Here is a 13399-nt window from a genome sequence, read left to right as displayed (position 1 = left end):
CGGGAGGCGCGACTCTTAGGGCTCAGGGCAGCCGCCCAGCCCCATCGGTCAACAGCAGGAGAACCATGTCGACGACGGACGCGGAGGCGCCCACCACGCCGCAGAAGGACTCGCTCCCCCACCGGGAGGACGAGAGTCACGCCCTCCACCACAGCAGCAAGCGATTCGGGGACAAGCTCTACAAGGCGATCTCCACCGGATCCGGCACCCTGATCCTCGTGATCCTCGCCGCCGTCGCCACGTTCCTCGTCGGGTTGTCGATCCCGGCGCTGACCGCAGACGCCGAGGACCTGCAGTACGGCGAGTTCTGGAGCTACGCGCTCCCCTTCGCTTTCGGCACCGTCTGGGCCGCCTCGCTGGCGATGGTGTTCGCTGTTCCCGTGGCGATCGGGATCGCGCTGTTCATCAGCCACTACGCCCCACGGAGGCTCGCAGCCGGTCTCGGCTACATCATCGACCTGTTGGCAGCAGTGCCGTCGGTGGTCTTCGGCCTGTGGGGCATCAACACCCTGGCCCCGCTGATGCGCCCCATGTACGTATGGCTGGCGGACAATTTGGGACCGCTTCCCGTCTTCGGCTGGTTCTTCTCCGGTCCGGTCTCCGGCACGGGTCGCACCGTTCTGACGGCTGCCGTCGTGCTGGCAGTCATGGTGCTGCCCATCATCACGGCCATCTCACGCGAGGTGTTCCTGCAGACCCCGCGGCTTCACGAGGAGGCGTCACTCGCCCTGGGCGCCACCCGCTGGGAGATGATCCGCCAGGCGGTGATCCCGTTCGGGACCCCCGGAATTGTCTCTGCGTGCATGCTCGGACTCGGTCGCGCCCTCGGCGAGACGATGGCTATCGCCATGGTGCTCTCGCCCGCGGCGATCATCCACTTCCAGATGCTGACCTCCAGCAACCCCAACACCATCGCGGGCAACATCGCGCTCGCCTTCCCAGAGGCCTTCGGCCTGGGCATCAACCAGCTGATCGCGACAGGCCTCGTGCTGTTCGTCATCACCCTGGCCGTGAACATGACGGCGCGCTGGGTCCTGTCCCTGCGCAAGGAATTCTCGGGAGCCAACTGATGAGCGCCACCACATTGACCACGCGCACCAGCGAGTTGACCGCCGGCCAGCTGCCCCGCTTCACCACGCCCGCGATGCTCGTCATCGCCTTCGCGGTCACGTCGGCGGTCCTGGCCCTCTTCAGCGCCGCGGGCATCGGCAGCGTCCTGATCATCGGCGTACTCGTCTTCCTGGCCGCCATGTTCGCGCTGTCCTGGTCGGTCGAGGGCATGCGCAAGGCCAAGGACCGCAACGCGCGCCACATCGTCACCGGCGCCTTCCTGATCGCTCTGTTCCCCCTGGTCTCCCTGATCTGGCAGACAGTGGCCAAGGGCCTCGAGCGGATGGACATCAACTTCTTCACCTACTCGATGCGCAGCGTCATCGGTGAAGGCGGCGGGGCTGTGCACGCCATCTGGGGCACGCTGATCGTCACCGGCATCGCCAGCCTGATCTCCGTTCCGATCGGGCTGTTCACAGCCATCTACCTCGTCGAGTACAGCGCAGGCAGCAAGCTGGCCTCGGCGATCCGCTTCTTCGTCGACGTGATGACCGGCATTCCGTCGATCGTCGCGGGGCTGTTCGCCTACACCGTCTTCAGCCTGATCTTCGGGCCTGGCACCAACAACGGCGTCTCCGGAGCGGTGGCCCTGTCGGTGTTGATGATCCCGACCGTGGTGCGCTCCACGGAGGAGATGCTGAGGTTGGTGCCCAACGAGCTGCGCGAGGCCTCGTACGCACTGGGTGTGCCGAAGTGGCGCACCATCGCCAAGGTGGTGCTTCCCACCGCCTTGGCCGGCATCGTCACGGGCGTGGTGCTGTCCGTCGCGCGCGTCATCGGCGAGACCGCCCCGCTGCTGGTCACCGCAGGCATCACGGCGTCGATGAACGTCAACCCGTTCTCCAACCCGATGGCCACGCTGCCCGTGTTCGTGTACTACCAGTACGTGACCCCCGGCATCCCCCAGGATCCCTTCTACGCCCGCGCCTGGGCAGGGGCCCTCACCCTCATTCTCATCGTCATGGGCCTCAACGCGATCGGTCGACTCATCGCGTGGAAATTCGCCCCCAAGTCCGGCCGCTGATCAGGAAGACGCAGGAAAATGTCCAAGCGAATTGAGCTCAAGGATCTCGACATCTACTACGGCAAGTTCCACGCCGTGAAGTCGGTCAGCATGACCATCGAGCCGCGCGCCGTGACGGCCTTCATCGGCTCGTCCGGGTGTGGCAAGTCCACGGTGCTGCGGTCCATCAACCGCATGCACGAGGTGATCGACGGCGCCTACGTCGACGGCCAGGTGCTGCTCGACGGGGTGGACCTGTACGACAAGTCGGTGGATCCGGTGCGCGTGCGCCGCCACATCGGCATGGTGTTCCAGCGCCCGAACCCCTTCCCCACCATGTCGATCAAGGAAAACATCCTGGCCGGCGTGCGGCTCAACAACGACAGAATGAGCAAGTCGGAGTCCGATGACCTGGTGGAGCAGTCCCTGAAGGGGGCCAACCTCTGGAACGAGGTGAAGGACCGTCTGGACAAGCCGGGATCCGGCCTCTCCGGGGGGCAGCAGCAGCGCCTCTGCATCGCCCGCGCGATCGCGGTGTCGCCGGATGTGCTGCTGATGGACGAGCCCTGCTCCGCCCTCGACCCCATCTCGACGCTGGCCATCGAGGACCTGATCAAGGAGTTGAAGGAGACGTACACCGTCGTGATCGTCACCCACAACATGCAGCAGGCTGCGCGTGTCTCGGACCAGACGGCGTTCTTCAACCTCAAGGCGCACGGGCAGCCGGGCGAGCTGATCGAGTACGGGCCCACCGAGAAGATCTTCCACAACCCGGATCAGAAGTCCACTGAGGATTACATCACCGGCCGCTTCGGCTGATCCCCTACCGCTCCGCCCACAGGTGTGAGCGTCGTGACGTTCCGCTGTCCTAGCCCTCGTGGTCAGGGGGGTGCCGTGTGTGCGGGGATCCGTGATCCGATGCCCGGACGGCCCGCGGTGGTTGAGTGAGCAGGTTCTCCGCGACTGACGTGGTGGTCGGGGCCTGCGGCGCTTCTGAGGGCCGCCCGGGCATCGGATCCCGGTTCCCCGCAGACTCCTTCTGTGGCGTGGCCGGGTCCGGGCGCCACTGGTCGGGGCGGCCTTGGGTCGGGATGGTCCTGGGCGGCATGCCAGCTGGGTGATCCTCGAGTTGGGCACCGCTGCGCAGTGCCGCCCCGACCACCGTCCCCCTGACGCAGAGGGCAACGCGCGCTCGCTGAGCTTCCGCGCTTCATCGTGGGGTCGATGGCGCCGATCGCCGATTTGAGATCCAGCGAAGGGCTGGCCACGCGAAGCGCCGACGAAGGCTTCGACGCGGTCGGCGGCGCTCCGCGCCCGACCGGCTCACCCCGCGGGCACGCGAGGTGTCCGCCAACGCGGCCTCTGGCGTCCGCCAAGGCGGCGGGAGGTGGGGGGCGGGGCAGGTTGGGTGGGCGTTGATGACGGCGCCGCGCGCGAAGCGCCGCCGCCGGCATCATGGGCGGCCCGCCCCCCACCACACGCCGCCGAACCCGACCACCGGCCAACCCGGCCTTACCACAGCCCGCCGAACCGAGGCACGGCCGCCGAACCGGGGCACAGCCGCCGAACCCGACCACAACACCCCAGACGGGGCAAACCAGGGGCTACTCCTGGACCGGCTCGACGGACCAGTACGTCATCGGCTCCGACTCCTTGCCGCAGCTCAGCGGCGCCTCGTCGCCCGTGTCGATCCGCGACACCCGCACGATGACGCGACGCTCACCGTGGCGCACCTCCACCGTGTCTCCCTCAATCCGGCTGCCCAGGTCCTGAGAGCGAGACGCTCCGAACCGGGCCAGCGCCCACGCCTCCGCCGCCTGCCGTTCCGGGGGCAGGTGGCTGCGTCCCCTGTCGCGGCGCTCACCGCCGGGCCAGAGCAGCCCGACGCCCGCGTCCCGATACGCCGCGAGGGCCTCCCCCGCGACCATCCTCCCGAGCACCTGCCCCGTCGGCAGGAGGAGTGCGGTGGGCGCGAACCGGTGACCCCCCAGGTGGGAGCACTCCCACAACGACTCCACTCCCAGCTCCCCTTCGAGTTCCTCGAGGATGGGGCGGCCCTCCAGCGCGCAGCACCGGTCCCGCTTGGCGTGCGTGCACACGAGCAGCACCGGCTCAGCGACGGTGTCCTGTGGCGATGGCATGCCCGCCTGCCGCCAGCTGTCCAGCCACTCGACGAGTCCCTTGGCATCGCCCACCTCGAACCGCGTGAGCCAGCCCTCCTCGTCGAATCCTCCGGAGACGAGGACCGTGAGGGGGTCGTCGCCGACGGTGTTGCGCGCTGCCTGGCGGATCAGCAGCAGGCGGCCGCCCATCTCTTCGATCAGCCGCTCGAGCCGCGCCCCCACCGCCGGGTCAAGCGCTCGGGCGCTGGTGGCGGCCTTGGCGCCCCAGGGGCCGGGTGCCTCGAGGCAGACCCAGAAGTCCGCGCGGGCCGCGGTGCCCCAGGCGGGGAGACCGGCGGCGGACCACAGCACGGAGCAGCGCGACATGACCGTCAGCCTAGCCGTCGACGACGGGCGGGACGGTCAGCCGCAGTCGACGAGCCCCACTGAGGCCTTGAGCCGCAGGACCCGTTCGGCGGAGTCCAGCACGCGTTCACTGAAGTCCTCGTCTGTGGCCTCCCTGGCCGCGGTGGCGTCGATCATGGCGCTCATCAGGGTGGGATCGGCGTTGATGACGAGGTCACCGCCGGCGTCGAGGAAGCGCACCGCCCGGTCTGCCGGCCTGACCCCCGCCACGGATCGGGCGGCGCCGAGATCATCGGCGATGACCACGCCGTCGAAGCCCAGGTCGGAGCGCAACAGCTCCGAGATGATCACCTGGCTGAAGACGCCCTCCACGCCGGGGTCGAGCTGGGTGAACACCGCGGAGGAGATCATCACGGAGCTCGCGCCCGCCTCGATGCCCGCACGGAACGGCTCCAAGGAGGGGTGGTCGGCGGTGATGTCGTCGTCCGTGGCGGCGCCGAAGTCCGTGTTGGTGACCACCTCACCCAAACCGGGGAAGTGTTTGAGGGAGGTGGCGATTCCAGCCTCCCCCATCCCCTCGACGAACTCGACGACGGAGCGCGAGACCGTCGGTGCATCGTTGCCGTAGTTGCGAGACAGGAGCCCGATCGGCTCGTTACTGCGCTGCTTGTCCGCCGGGACGACGTCTGCCACGGGCGCGAGGTTGTAGTGGACGCCTGCGATGCTCAGCTGATCCCCCCACAGGCTGCTGGCGGCCCTCAGCTCGCCCTCGCTGAGCTCGCCCTGATCCGTGGCGGCCGGTATCGCATCGAACCCTTGGCCCCGGAGCCGTTGCACCTGTCCGCCCTCCTGGTCGACGGCGATCATCAGCGGGAGCTCGGCGGTGCCGAGGCTGCCCAGCTCTGCGGTCAAGGCGCGGATCCCGTCGACACCAGAAGTGGTGTTCCCCAGGAGCACCACTGACCCAACCCGGCCCAGCGAAATGGCGGAGCGGGTGGTCTGGTCCAGGCCGCCGGTCGAGACGCCCACCATGAAGAGTTGGCCCACCCTGACGGGCCCGTCGAGCCCCTCGGCGATGCTGCGGCAGCTGGTGAGCGTGGGTGTGGGTTCAGAAGTGAGGGGCGGGGGCGACGCCTCAGTGGCCTGGGATGCGGGCGCCGGGGAGGCCTGGGTGGTTGTCATCGACGGCGGCAGCGTGGGGCCGGGGGCGCAACCGGCGGCGGCGAGAGCCGCCGCGCAGACCAGCGACAGCCGCACAGATGGGGCCGGCATTCAGCGGTCCAGGTAGATGGGGTGGTGCGAGTCCACCAGACCCAGCAGCGCGTTCTCAACCACCTCGGGCAGCGCAGGATGGATCCAGTACTGTCCCCGCGACATCTGGGTCACCGGTAGCCCGAAGCTCATGGCCTGGATGAGGGGCTGGAGCAGTGTCGGCGCCTGGGGGCCGAGGATGTGCGCGCCGAGGAGGTGCCAGGTGTGGGGGTCCGCAAGAAGCTTCACGAAGTGGCCCTCGTCCTCCATGGCCCAGCCGTAGGCCACGTCCGCGTATCGCTGGCGCGCCACCACGAAGGGCACGCCCCATGCCTTCAGCTGCTCCTCCGTGGCGCCCACGCTAGCGATCTGGGGGTCGCTGAACACGGCGTGCGGCACGTAGCGGTGGTCGGTCTCGACCAGGTTGTCGGGGTGCAGGAGGTTGTGCTGGACGGTGCGCATCTCGGCGTTGGCGACGTGCTTGAGCAGGTAGTCCGACGATGCGTCACCCATCGCCCAGACGCCTCGCACGTTGGTGCGCTGCTGGGCGTCGACCTGAATCTGTCCATCCGCCCTGACGTTGATGCCGGCCGCGGCCAGGTCCAGCGCGTCCGCATTGCGCACCCGCCCGACGGCCAGCAGGAGTGCGTCTGCGAAGTACTCGTACTCGACGCCGTTGCGGTCCTTGGTGATCACAGTCATGGCCCCGTGACCGGCGGCCTCCAGGGAGCTGAGCTGCTGGTTGAGGCGCACATGCACCCGCCGCGACAGCTGGGCGGCGAAGTGTTCCGCCACTTCCCTGTCGTGATGGCGCAGCAGGACGTCCGAGCGGTTGATGAGGGTGACGTCTGTGCCGAGCGCTGAGAAGATGTGCGCGAATTCTGCCGCGATGTAGCCGCCGCCCACGATCACGAGGCGACGTGGCCGTTCGTCGATCCGCATGATGGTGTCCGACGTGTGGACCAGCCCCGCGACGTCCTCGAGGCCAGGCACGTCGACGGTTCGCGGTCGTGATCCGGTGGCGATGACGATGTGGTCCGCGCTGATCCGGTCGTCTCCCACCTGCAGGGTCTGCGGTCCGACGAACCGCGCCTCGCCGTGGAAGACCGTGACGTTGCCAGAGCGCTCACGCCACTGGAGCCCACCGGCCGAGATGGGGTCGATACGGCCGAAGATGCGGTCGCGGATGGCCTTCCAGTCCGAGCCGCGGTACTGGAGATCAACGCCGAGGCGCCGTGCGTCGGAGGGCGCGGCTGCATGGTCCGCCGGCAGCACGAACATCTTGGTGGGGATGCAGCCGCGATTCAGGCAGGTGCCCCCAAAGGTCTCATCACGCTCGATCAATGCCACGTTCCAGGTGGCGAAGCGCTCGTCGATCAGCGAGTTCCCTGAGCCTGAACCGATGACCACCAGATCAAAATGCTGCATGGCGCCATTGTTCCATGGACGGGCCGTGGAGCAGTGGGTGCCACCGCGCGCCGGGGTGGGGGTCGATCCCGGCCCGTAAGCTGGGGGCCATGAGCAGATCCTGGGCAGTGGTCACCGGTGCGTCGAGCGGTCTCGGGGTGGGGTACGCCGAGAGGTTGGCGGCCGAAGGCAACAACGTCCTTCTGGTGGCACGCCGACGTGACCTGCTCGAATCCGTGGCCTCCTCCATCCGGGCCACTTCGGGGGTGGCGGCGGAGATCTGGCCGGCGGATCTGACGGATCGGGATGAGCGCGCAAAGCTCGCGGCGCGGATGGCAGAGCTGGACGTGAGCCATCTGGTCAACAACGCAGGCTTCGGGACCATGGGCCACTTCAAGGACGCCTCCCCGGATCGGGTCAGCGACGAGATGGAACTCAACATGGTGGCTCTGACTGAGCTGACCAGATCCGTTCTCCCCCACATGGTGGCGCGCGGCGCCGGGGCGATCATCAATGTGGCCTCCACCGCGGCCTTCCAGCCCATCCCCACCATGGCTGTGTACGCCGCCTCGAAGGCCTACGTGATGCGGTTCACGATCGCGCTCTGGGAGGAGCTGTACTCGACGGGGGTCCGCGCCATCGTGATCTGCCCCGGCCCCACGGACACCGAGTTCTTCGCCAACGCCGGCGACGACGGGGTCATGCGGCGTCGCCGGACCATCTCCCAGGTGGTGGAGACCACCTTTGCTGGGTTGCGTGCGCATCGGCCTTTGGTGGTCGACGGGCCACAGAACGCGGCGATGGCGTTGGCCACCCGTCTGGTCCCGGTGCATCTCCAGGCGCGGTTCGCGCGGATGGTGGCCACCAGCTGAACGACTGGTCATCGCTGAGCCCTAACTGAGGGCTGCCTGTCCGAGCCAAGTGATCCAGTCGAGACAGCAAGGGTGGGGGACGGCAGGGCGGCACTGCGCAGCGGTGCCCAACCCGACGACCACCCAACCGGCATCCCGCCCAAGCAGACCCGGCCCCAACGCCGCCCTGCCGGCCCGCACCCGGGACAAGGCAACGCCACAGGAGGACCGAGTGCGGGGAGACGGGGGCGATGCCCGGGCGGCCTAGCAACCCGACCACAGACCCCGGCCGCGACGACCTCCAGAGCATGGACAACGGCCGCCCGGGCATCGACTCACGCCTCACCGCACCCGACCACAAGAACTGCGTCAAGGTGGCAGTCACGACCCTTCGAGACGGTCCACGCCGCTCCGCGGGCGGCCCTCCTCAGGGAGCGAAAGGGGACGGTCCTCGCCGCTCCGCGGGCGGCCCTCCTCAGGGAGCGAAACAGACAGGGCACGCCGCTCCGCGGGCGGCCCTCCTCAGGGAGCGAAACAGACGGGCCACTCTACGCGGGCGGCCCTCCTCAGGGAGCAGGAGGGAGGCCACCGCTACGGGGGCGGCCCTCCTCAGGGGACGATGGGCTCGGGCCGCGCTAGCGAACGCGGATGGACTTGTTCTCCGAGGAAACCGTCGGAGGGGTACCGCCGCGCACGCTGGCGCTCAGATCGTAGTCGCCCGGCTGCAGCTGAAGGCTGACCGACCACACCCGCCAGCCGTCGGAGTTCACGCCGGTCGAGGTCTGAGCGGAGGTCTCGGCCACGACCCGGTCGGTGTCGATGTCCGTGATGCGGACCACCGGGACTCCCCAGCCGGGCTTGACGGTGCCGACGATCACCACCGGTCCGGGCGCGAGCCGGGCGGCGTTCTTCGGTGAGGTGATCCACAGCGACGGCATCGGGCCGAGTCCCGTGCGGGTGAAGCCGGCCTCGCTGATGAGCTCCGCGGGGGGCGGTCCGCCGTCAGAGAGGAACTGGACCCTCAGCTCGGGGTCCCCCATGATCTCCGAGGCCGTGTACACGACCTGGTTGCGGGCCCTGGCCGTGAGTTCCGGGGAGGTCAGGTCCGCGAACGCATCGCCGGAGAGATCCACGATGAGCGTCTCCCCGGACATCTCGGTGCCGATGAGCTGGCCGGGACCCCAGGCGGACTCGTAGTCGGGATCAAGCGGCGCGAGGGTCAGGAGCGCCGTGAGCGCACCCTCCACCAGGTTGGGGCTGGCTGGAAGATCCCGGAGCTCCTGGAACAGCTTCCCGTCCTGGCGGTCCACGTAGTAGAGCGGAACGCCTCGGACCTGCGCCGGCAGCGACGCGGCGGCCGCCGCCGTCGGGGACACTGTGGGGGCCGGGGAGCCGGCCTCGGTGGTGGCTGCGGTGGGGCGCGTCAGCGCCGCCAGCCCCAGGCCCGACAGCACGGCCACCATCGTGATCAGCGCCACCACCTTCGGGCCGAGGCCCGAGGTGCGCAGCGAGGTCAGGTTCAGCAGCTCACCCTCGAGGGTGTCGGTTCCAGGCGCCTGGACGAGGCGGGCGGCTGACCGGAGTGCGGCCGTGACCTCCTGGGACAGCGACTCGAGCACTCCGGGGAAGGTTCCCGGCGCAGGGTCGCCCACGCGGGCCCGCAGCGTCTCCAACGCCACCTCAAGCCGCTGGTTGCACCCACGCACCGACATCCGCATGATTCCGGCCAGCTCGGGGCCGAAGACGGACAGGTAGTGGCTGACGATGAGGAGCTCGGCCATCCGCGGGGGCATCGCCGAGATGGCGCGGAGGACCTCCTGTTGCCTGGCCTCCGCGACGTCTGGAAGCTGGATGGGCGCCTGCGCGGGCCGGACGGCGTGGGCAAGGTGGACCACGTGCTCGTGCAGGAACTCGACGCGCTCCACCGGATCGATGAGCCGGTGACCCCGCCGGTGGAGGGCCAGCAGAGCGCTGCGCACGATCCGCCCGGACTGTTCTTCGGCGTCGAGGAGCACGACGAGACGGTGCAGGGTGGCACCCTGCTCCTCGTACACCCGGACGAGCCAGTCCAGGTCCTCCTCAGACGCCACGGCTCAGATGCCCGCGTACGAGTGGAGGCCGCTGAACAGGAGGTTGACCCCGATGAAGTTGAACCAGAAGGTGACCAGCCCGAGGAGCGCGATGATGGCGACGGGGCGGCCTCGCCACCCGGCCGTCGCGCGCGCATGCAGGTAGGCGACGTAGACGATCCAGGTGATGAAGGACCACGTCTCCTTGGGGTCCCAGTTCCAGAACCGTCCCCACGCGTACTGCGCCCAGATGGCGCCCGCGGCGATGGTGAACGTCCACAACGGCACGGCGAAGGCGTGCAGGCGGTAGGAGATCAGGTCCAGCTTCTGGGCGGTGGGCACCTTGGCGAGGTAGCCGCTGATCACGGTCCCCCGGGCGGCGGCCCGCCGCTCCGCTGCGTCTCGGACGAGGAAGAGCGCGGACGCGACGGCTCCCACGTTGAACGCCGCGCCGGAGATGGCTGCCGCCACGATGTGGATGACGAACCACACGCTGTGCAGCGCGGGCACCAGCGGCGACACCTCGACGTAGAACTGGGTCACGGCCAGGCCGAGGCCGACCGTGAAGAGCAGGGTGAGCCCGAGCCCGAGCCAGCGCATGCCGAAACGGGCGACGCAGAACAGGTAGATGATCACCGCGAACGCGAGGGCGGAGGTGACGAACTCGTACATGTTGCCCCACGGTGGGCGCTCCGCGGCGACACCGCGCAGGACCACCGCGCCCACGTGCAGCAGGGCTGAGATCACTGTGGCTGCTACCGCCAACCGCCCCCACAGGTCCACCCTCGTGCGTTGGGTGTCCTCGGAACCATCGGCTGGCCTGACGGGTGCGAGCCCTCGGGCCGACGCCCACTCCAGCGCGTGGAGGGCGAAGGCGAGGAGGTACCCGACGGCCGCGTAGACCATCGCGGTGTAGGACCATTCGGACAACGTCACGTCTCGGGTCCCTCCTTCATCTGCTGGCTGGGCGCGCCCCCATTGTGCACACGATCTGTCACGGAGGCCAACACGCCGGCCACCTCGTCGTCGAGTCCGCTGGCCGCGTCCGCGCGGTCCAGGCCACCTGCGAGCGCCTCGCCGTCGACGATTCTGACGAACAGGCGACGGGGCCGGACGATGAGCGACACCGACAGGCCTGCCACCCCCACGATCAGCGAGATGAGCGTCATGGTGTTGCCTGGTGTCTGGCTGACCTGCAGCTTCACCCAGCGGTCCCAGCCGTCGAAACTGATGGATCCCAGCCCGTCCGGCAGCGCGAATCCGGCGCCCGGCAGCATCCTGGCCCGCAGCACCTCTCCGTCGTCTCCCGGCACGGGGGCGAGGCCGGTGGTGGTCAATGTGTAGACGCTCTCGGGAACACCGGTCTCCTCCGCGGGGGGCCCGGACCAGGCGTTGAGGTAGACCTCCGGGCTGAGCGCGTCGGGGAAGACCGAGTGGGGGCCGGTCTCGTCCAGCACGGCCGTCGGGAAGAAGAAGGCCTCGAACGCCAACCGCTGAGGGCGGGCGTCGGGCACCTTGATTACGCCGACCGACGCGAAGTTGCCGTCCTGGGGCAGGAAGACCACCGGGCCGCTGAAGGCCACGTCACCGTTGCCGTCGGTGACCGTGAAGGCGGGTGCGTAGCCGTGTCCGATCAGGTTGACCTGCGTCCCACCGCTGGTGATGAGCGGCTCGTTGACTGTCAGCAGCGCGTCGCGGGCGCCGGAGGAATCCTCCAGCACCACGTCCGCGTCGAACTGACGGGCCGCCCCCCGCTGCACCTCACCGGTCTCGAAGGCGACGCGGAACTGCTCGATGCCGACCGAGAAGGGCTCCAGCCCGTCGGTGTCCACCAGGGAGCCGGAGGTGAAGTCGTCGTACTGGGTGATGACGTTGGCGAAGGCGCGGCCTTCGACCACGACGACGGTGCCGTGGAATCCCCACAGGTTGGACCAGGCCATGCCGATCAGCATCGCCACCAGGGAGATGTGGAAGATGAGGTTGCCGGCCTCGCGGATGTAGCCGCGTTCGGCCGACAGCCCGTCATCGAAGCGCCGGACCCGGTACCGCTTGGACCGCAACCACTGTTCCCCGGCGTCGAGCGCCTGAGCGGTGGGCGCCTCGAGGGTGCCACGGCCGGTGGCGGGAAGCCTCTCGATCCGCGCGGGCAGCGACGGCGGCGGCTTGCGCACAGCGTCCAGGTACTTGCTGATCCGCGGGAGGATGCATCCGATCAGCGAGACGAAGAGAAGCAGATAGACGGCCGAGAAGGCAGGCGAGGTGTAGACGTCGTAGAACCCCAATGGCTCGAAGATCGAGTCCCAGAACGGGTTGGCGCGCTTGAAGTCCAGCACTGAGATAGGGGAGGCGCTCTGTTGGGGGATCATGGAGCCCGGGATGGCGGCCAGGGCCAGCAGGAAGAGCATCATGAGGGCGGTCCGCATCGAGGTCAACTGCCCCCAAGCCCATCTCACCAGCTCCACCGGGCCCAGCGCCTTGCGCGATCCCTCCGTCACAGAATGGTCCCGAAGCTCGAAGCCCATTGGCGCAGCACCGCGATGAGCGCGTCCCACCAACCCACCACCATGGCGAGACCCACCACCATCATCGCGACGCCGCCCAGCCGCTGGAGCAGCTGCCCGTGGCGCTTCATCCACTCGAAGCGGGGCGCCAGCGCGGTGAACGCGACGGCGAAGGCGAGGAAGGGGATGCCCAGGCCAAGCGCATACGCGAAGGCCAGGATCCCGCCTCTGGCCGCAGACCCCTCGTTGAGGGCCAGGGTCAACACCACCGAGAGCGCGGGGCCGATGCACGGCGTCCAGCCCAACCCGAAGACCATCCCCAGGAGGGGCGATGCCCACACCCCGAACCTGGGCGCCACGCTCGGGCGCCATCCGCTGGGGACCGGTAGCCAGCCCGCGAACCCCGCGCCGAGCACCATGATGATCACGCCGAGCGCCACCGTGATGGCCCTGGCGTTGGTCAGCAGGGCGGCCCCGACGCCCCCGATGAGAGCACCGGTGAGGACGAAGACAATTGAGAAACCCAGAATGAAGCCGAGTGTTCCACCCACGAGGAGCCGCCTGGATGCGGTTCCTCCCGTGATCTGGGCCGAGCCCAGGCCGGAGGCGTAGGACAGGTAGCCGGGGAGCAGCGGCAGCACGCAGGGGGACGCGAACGACACCAGCCCGGCCAACATCGCCACCGGGATGGCCACCAGCATGGACGACGTCAGAGCCGTCCCCGCCCAGGACTCGAGGA

The 13399-nt window shown here is 68.9% G+C and carries 11 protein-coding genes; 4 read left to right on the top strand and 7 right to left on the bottom strand.

Annotated elements, in window-relative coordinates; genetic code table 11:
* Nucleotides 1-65 precede the first annotated feature (65 nt).
* From pstC to pstB, 3 genes are read left to right on the top strand one after another with little or no spacing between them, the layout of a single operon-like run.
* Entirely contained in the window at nucleotides 66-1070 is a 1005-nt protein-coding gene (gene pstC, locus H5399_RS06350; protein ID WP_182782185.1) for a phosphate ABC transporter permease subunit PstC, read from the top strand.
* Nucleotides 1070-2134: a phosphate ABC transporter permease PstA gene (pstA, locus tag H5399_RS06345; protein WP_182782184.1), complete on the top strand. Its 1065-nt coding sequence runs from the start codon at nucleotides 1070-1072 to the stop codon at nucleotides 2132-2134. Before pstC ends, pstA begins: the two co-directional genes overlap by 1 nt.
* Before the next feature lie 18 nt (nucleotides 2135-2152).
* Nucleotides 2153-2932, top strand: coding sequence for a phosphate ABC transporter ATP-binding protein PstB (pstB, locus tag H5399_RS06340; RefSeq protein WP_182782183.1), 780 nt, complete (start codon nucleotides 2153-2155; stop codon nucleotides 2930-2932).
* 785 nt (nucleotides 2933-3717) lie between these two features.
* On the opposite strand, the gene H5399_RS06335 is transcribed toward pstB, so the two are convergent.
* Genes H5399_RS06335 through H5399_RS06325 form a run of 3 tightly spaced genes read right to left on the bottom strand, consistent with a single transcriptional unit; the run spans nucleotide 3718 to nucleotide 7260 of the window.
* Nucleotides 3718-4602 carry a sucrase ferredoxin gene (locus tag H5399_RS06335; RefSeq protein WP_182782182.1) on the bottom strand — a complete coding sequence of 295 codons (885 nt, stop codon included), beginning with the start codon at nucleotides 4600-4602 and terminating at the stop codon, nucleotides 3718-3720.
* Between the two features lie 36 nt (nucleotides 4603-4638).
* The gene (locus H5399_RS06330) at nucleotides 4639-5853 is read right to left on the bottom strand and encodes a glycoside hydrolase family 3 protein (protein WP_182782181.1); all 1215 of its coding nucleotides are present in this window, start codon (nucleotides 5851-5853) and stop codon (nucleotides 4639-4641) included.
* The gene (locus H5399_RS06325) at nucleotides 5854-7260 is read right to left on the bottom strand and encodes a mycothione reductase (protein WP_182782180.1); all 1407 of its coding nucleotides are present in this window, start codon (nucleotides 7258-7260) and stop codon (nucleotides 5854-5856) included. It abuts the gene before it with no gap.
* 89 nt (nucleotides 7261-7349) lie between these two features.
* On the opposite strand from H5399_RS06325, the gene H5399_RS06320 reads away from it, so the two are divergent.
* Nucleotides 7350-8111: an SDR family oxidoreductase gene (locus H5399_RS06320; protein WP_220489119.1), complete on the top strand. Its 762-nt coding sequence runs from the start codon at nucleotides 7350-7352 to the stop codon at nucleotides 8109-8111.
* 614 nt (nucleotides 8112-8725) lie between these two features.
* Here the strand turns inward: H5399_RS06320 and H5399_RS06315 are convergent.
* Genes H5399_RS06315 through H5399_RS06300 form a run of 4 tightly spaced genes read right to left on the bottom strand, consistent with a single transcriptional unit; the run spans nucleotide 8726 to nucleotide 13361 of the window.
* On the bottom strand, nucleotides 8726-10180 hold the full coding sequence (locus H5399_RS06315) for a hypothetical protein (protein ID WP_182782179.1): 1455 nt from the start codon (nucleotides 10178-10180) through the stop codon (nucleotides 8726-8728).
* 3 nt (nucleotides 10181-10183) lie between these two features.
* On the bottom strand, nucleotides 10184-11095 hold the full coding sequence (gene ccsB, locus H5399_RS06310) for a c-type cytochrome biogenesis protein CcsB (protein WP_370585694.1): 912 nt from the start codon (nucleotides 11093-11095) through the stop codon (nucleotides 10184-10186).
* Nucleotides 11092-12681: a cytochrome c biogenesis protein ResB gene (locus tag H5399_RS06305; protein WP_182782178.1), complete on the bottom strand. Its 1590-nt coding sequence runs from the start codon at nucleotides 12679-12681 to the stop codon at nucleotides 11092-11094. Before H5399_RS06305 ends, ccsB begins: the two co-directional genes overlap by 4 nt.
* Nucleotides 12651-13361: a cytochrome c biogenesis CcdA family protein gene (locus H5399_RS06300; RefSeq protein ID WP_182782483.1), complete on the bottom strand. Its 711-nt coding sequence runs from the start codon at nucleotides 13359-13361 to the stop codon at nucleotides 12651-12653. Before H5399_RS06300 ends, H5399_RS06305 begins: the two co-directional genes overlap by 31 nt.
* Nucleotides 13362-13399 lie beyond the last annotated feature (38 nt).

The sequence above is a fragment of the Tessaracoccus sp. MC1627 genome (genome assembly GCF_014164725.1).
Taxonomy (GTDB): Bacteria; Actinomycetota; Actinomycetes; order Propionibacteriales; family Propionibacteriaceae; genus Arachnia.
This window is presented reverse-complemented; position numbering and strand designations above follow the sequence as displayed.

Coding starts and splice junctions, on each gene's coding strand:
- pstC (WP_182782185.1), top strand. CDS start 66: ATGTCGACGACGGACGCGGAGGCGCCCACCACGCCGCAGAAGGACTCG.
- H5399_RS06325 (WP_182782180.1), bottom strand. CDS start 7,260: ATGCAGCATTTTGATCTGGTGGTCATCGGTTCAGGCTCAGGGAACTCG.
- pstB (WP_182782183.1), top strand. CDS start 2,153: ATGTCCAAGCGAATTGAGCTCAAGGATCTCGACATCTACTACGGCAAG.
- H5399_RS06320 (WP_220489119.1), top strand. CDS start 7,350: ATGAGCAGATCCTGGGCAGTGGTCACCGGTGCGTCGAGCGGTCTCGGG.
- H5399_RS06305 (WP_182782178.1), bottom strand. CDS start 12,681: ATGGGCTTCGAGCTTCGGGACCATTCTGTGACGGAGGGATCGCGCAAG.
- H5399_RS06300 (WP_182782483.1), bottom strand. CDS start 13,361: ATGCTGGTGGCCATCCCGGTGGCGATGTTGGCCGGGCTGGTGTCGTTC.
- H5399_RS06330 (WP_182782181.1), bottom strand. CDS start 5,853: ATGCCGGCCCCATCTGTGCGGCTGTCGCTGGTCTGCGCGGCGGCTCTC.
- H5399_RS06335 (WP_182782182.1), bottom strand. CDS start 4,602: ATGTCGCGCTGCTCCGTGCTGTGGTCCGCCGCCGGTCTCCCCGCCTGG.
- pstA (WP_182782184.1), top strand. CDS start 1,070: ATGAGCGCCACCACATTGACCACGCGCACCAGCGAGTTGACCGCCGGC.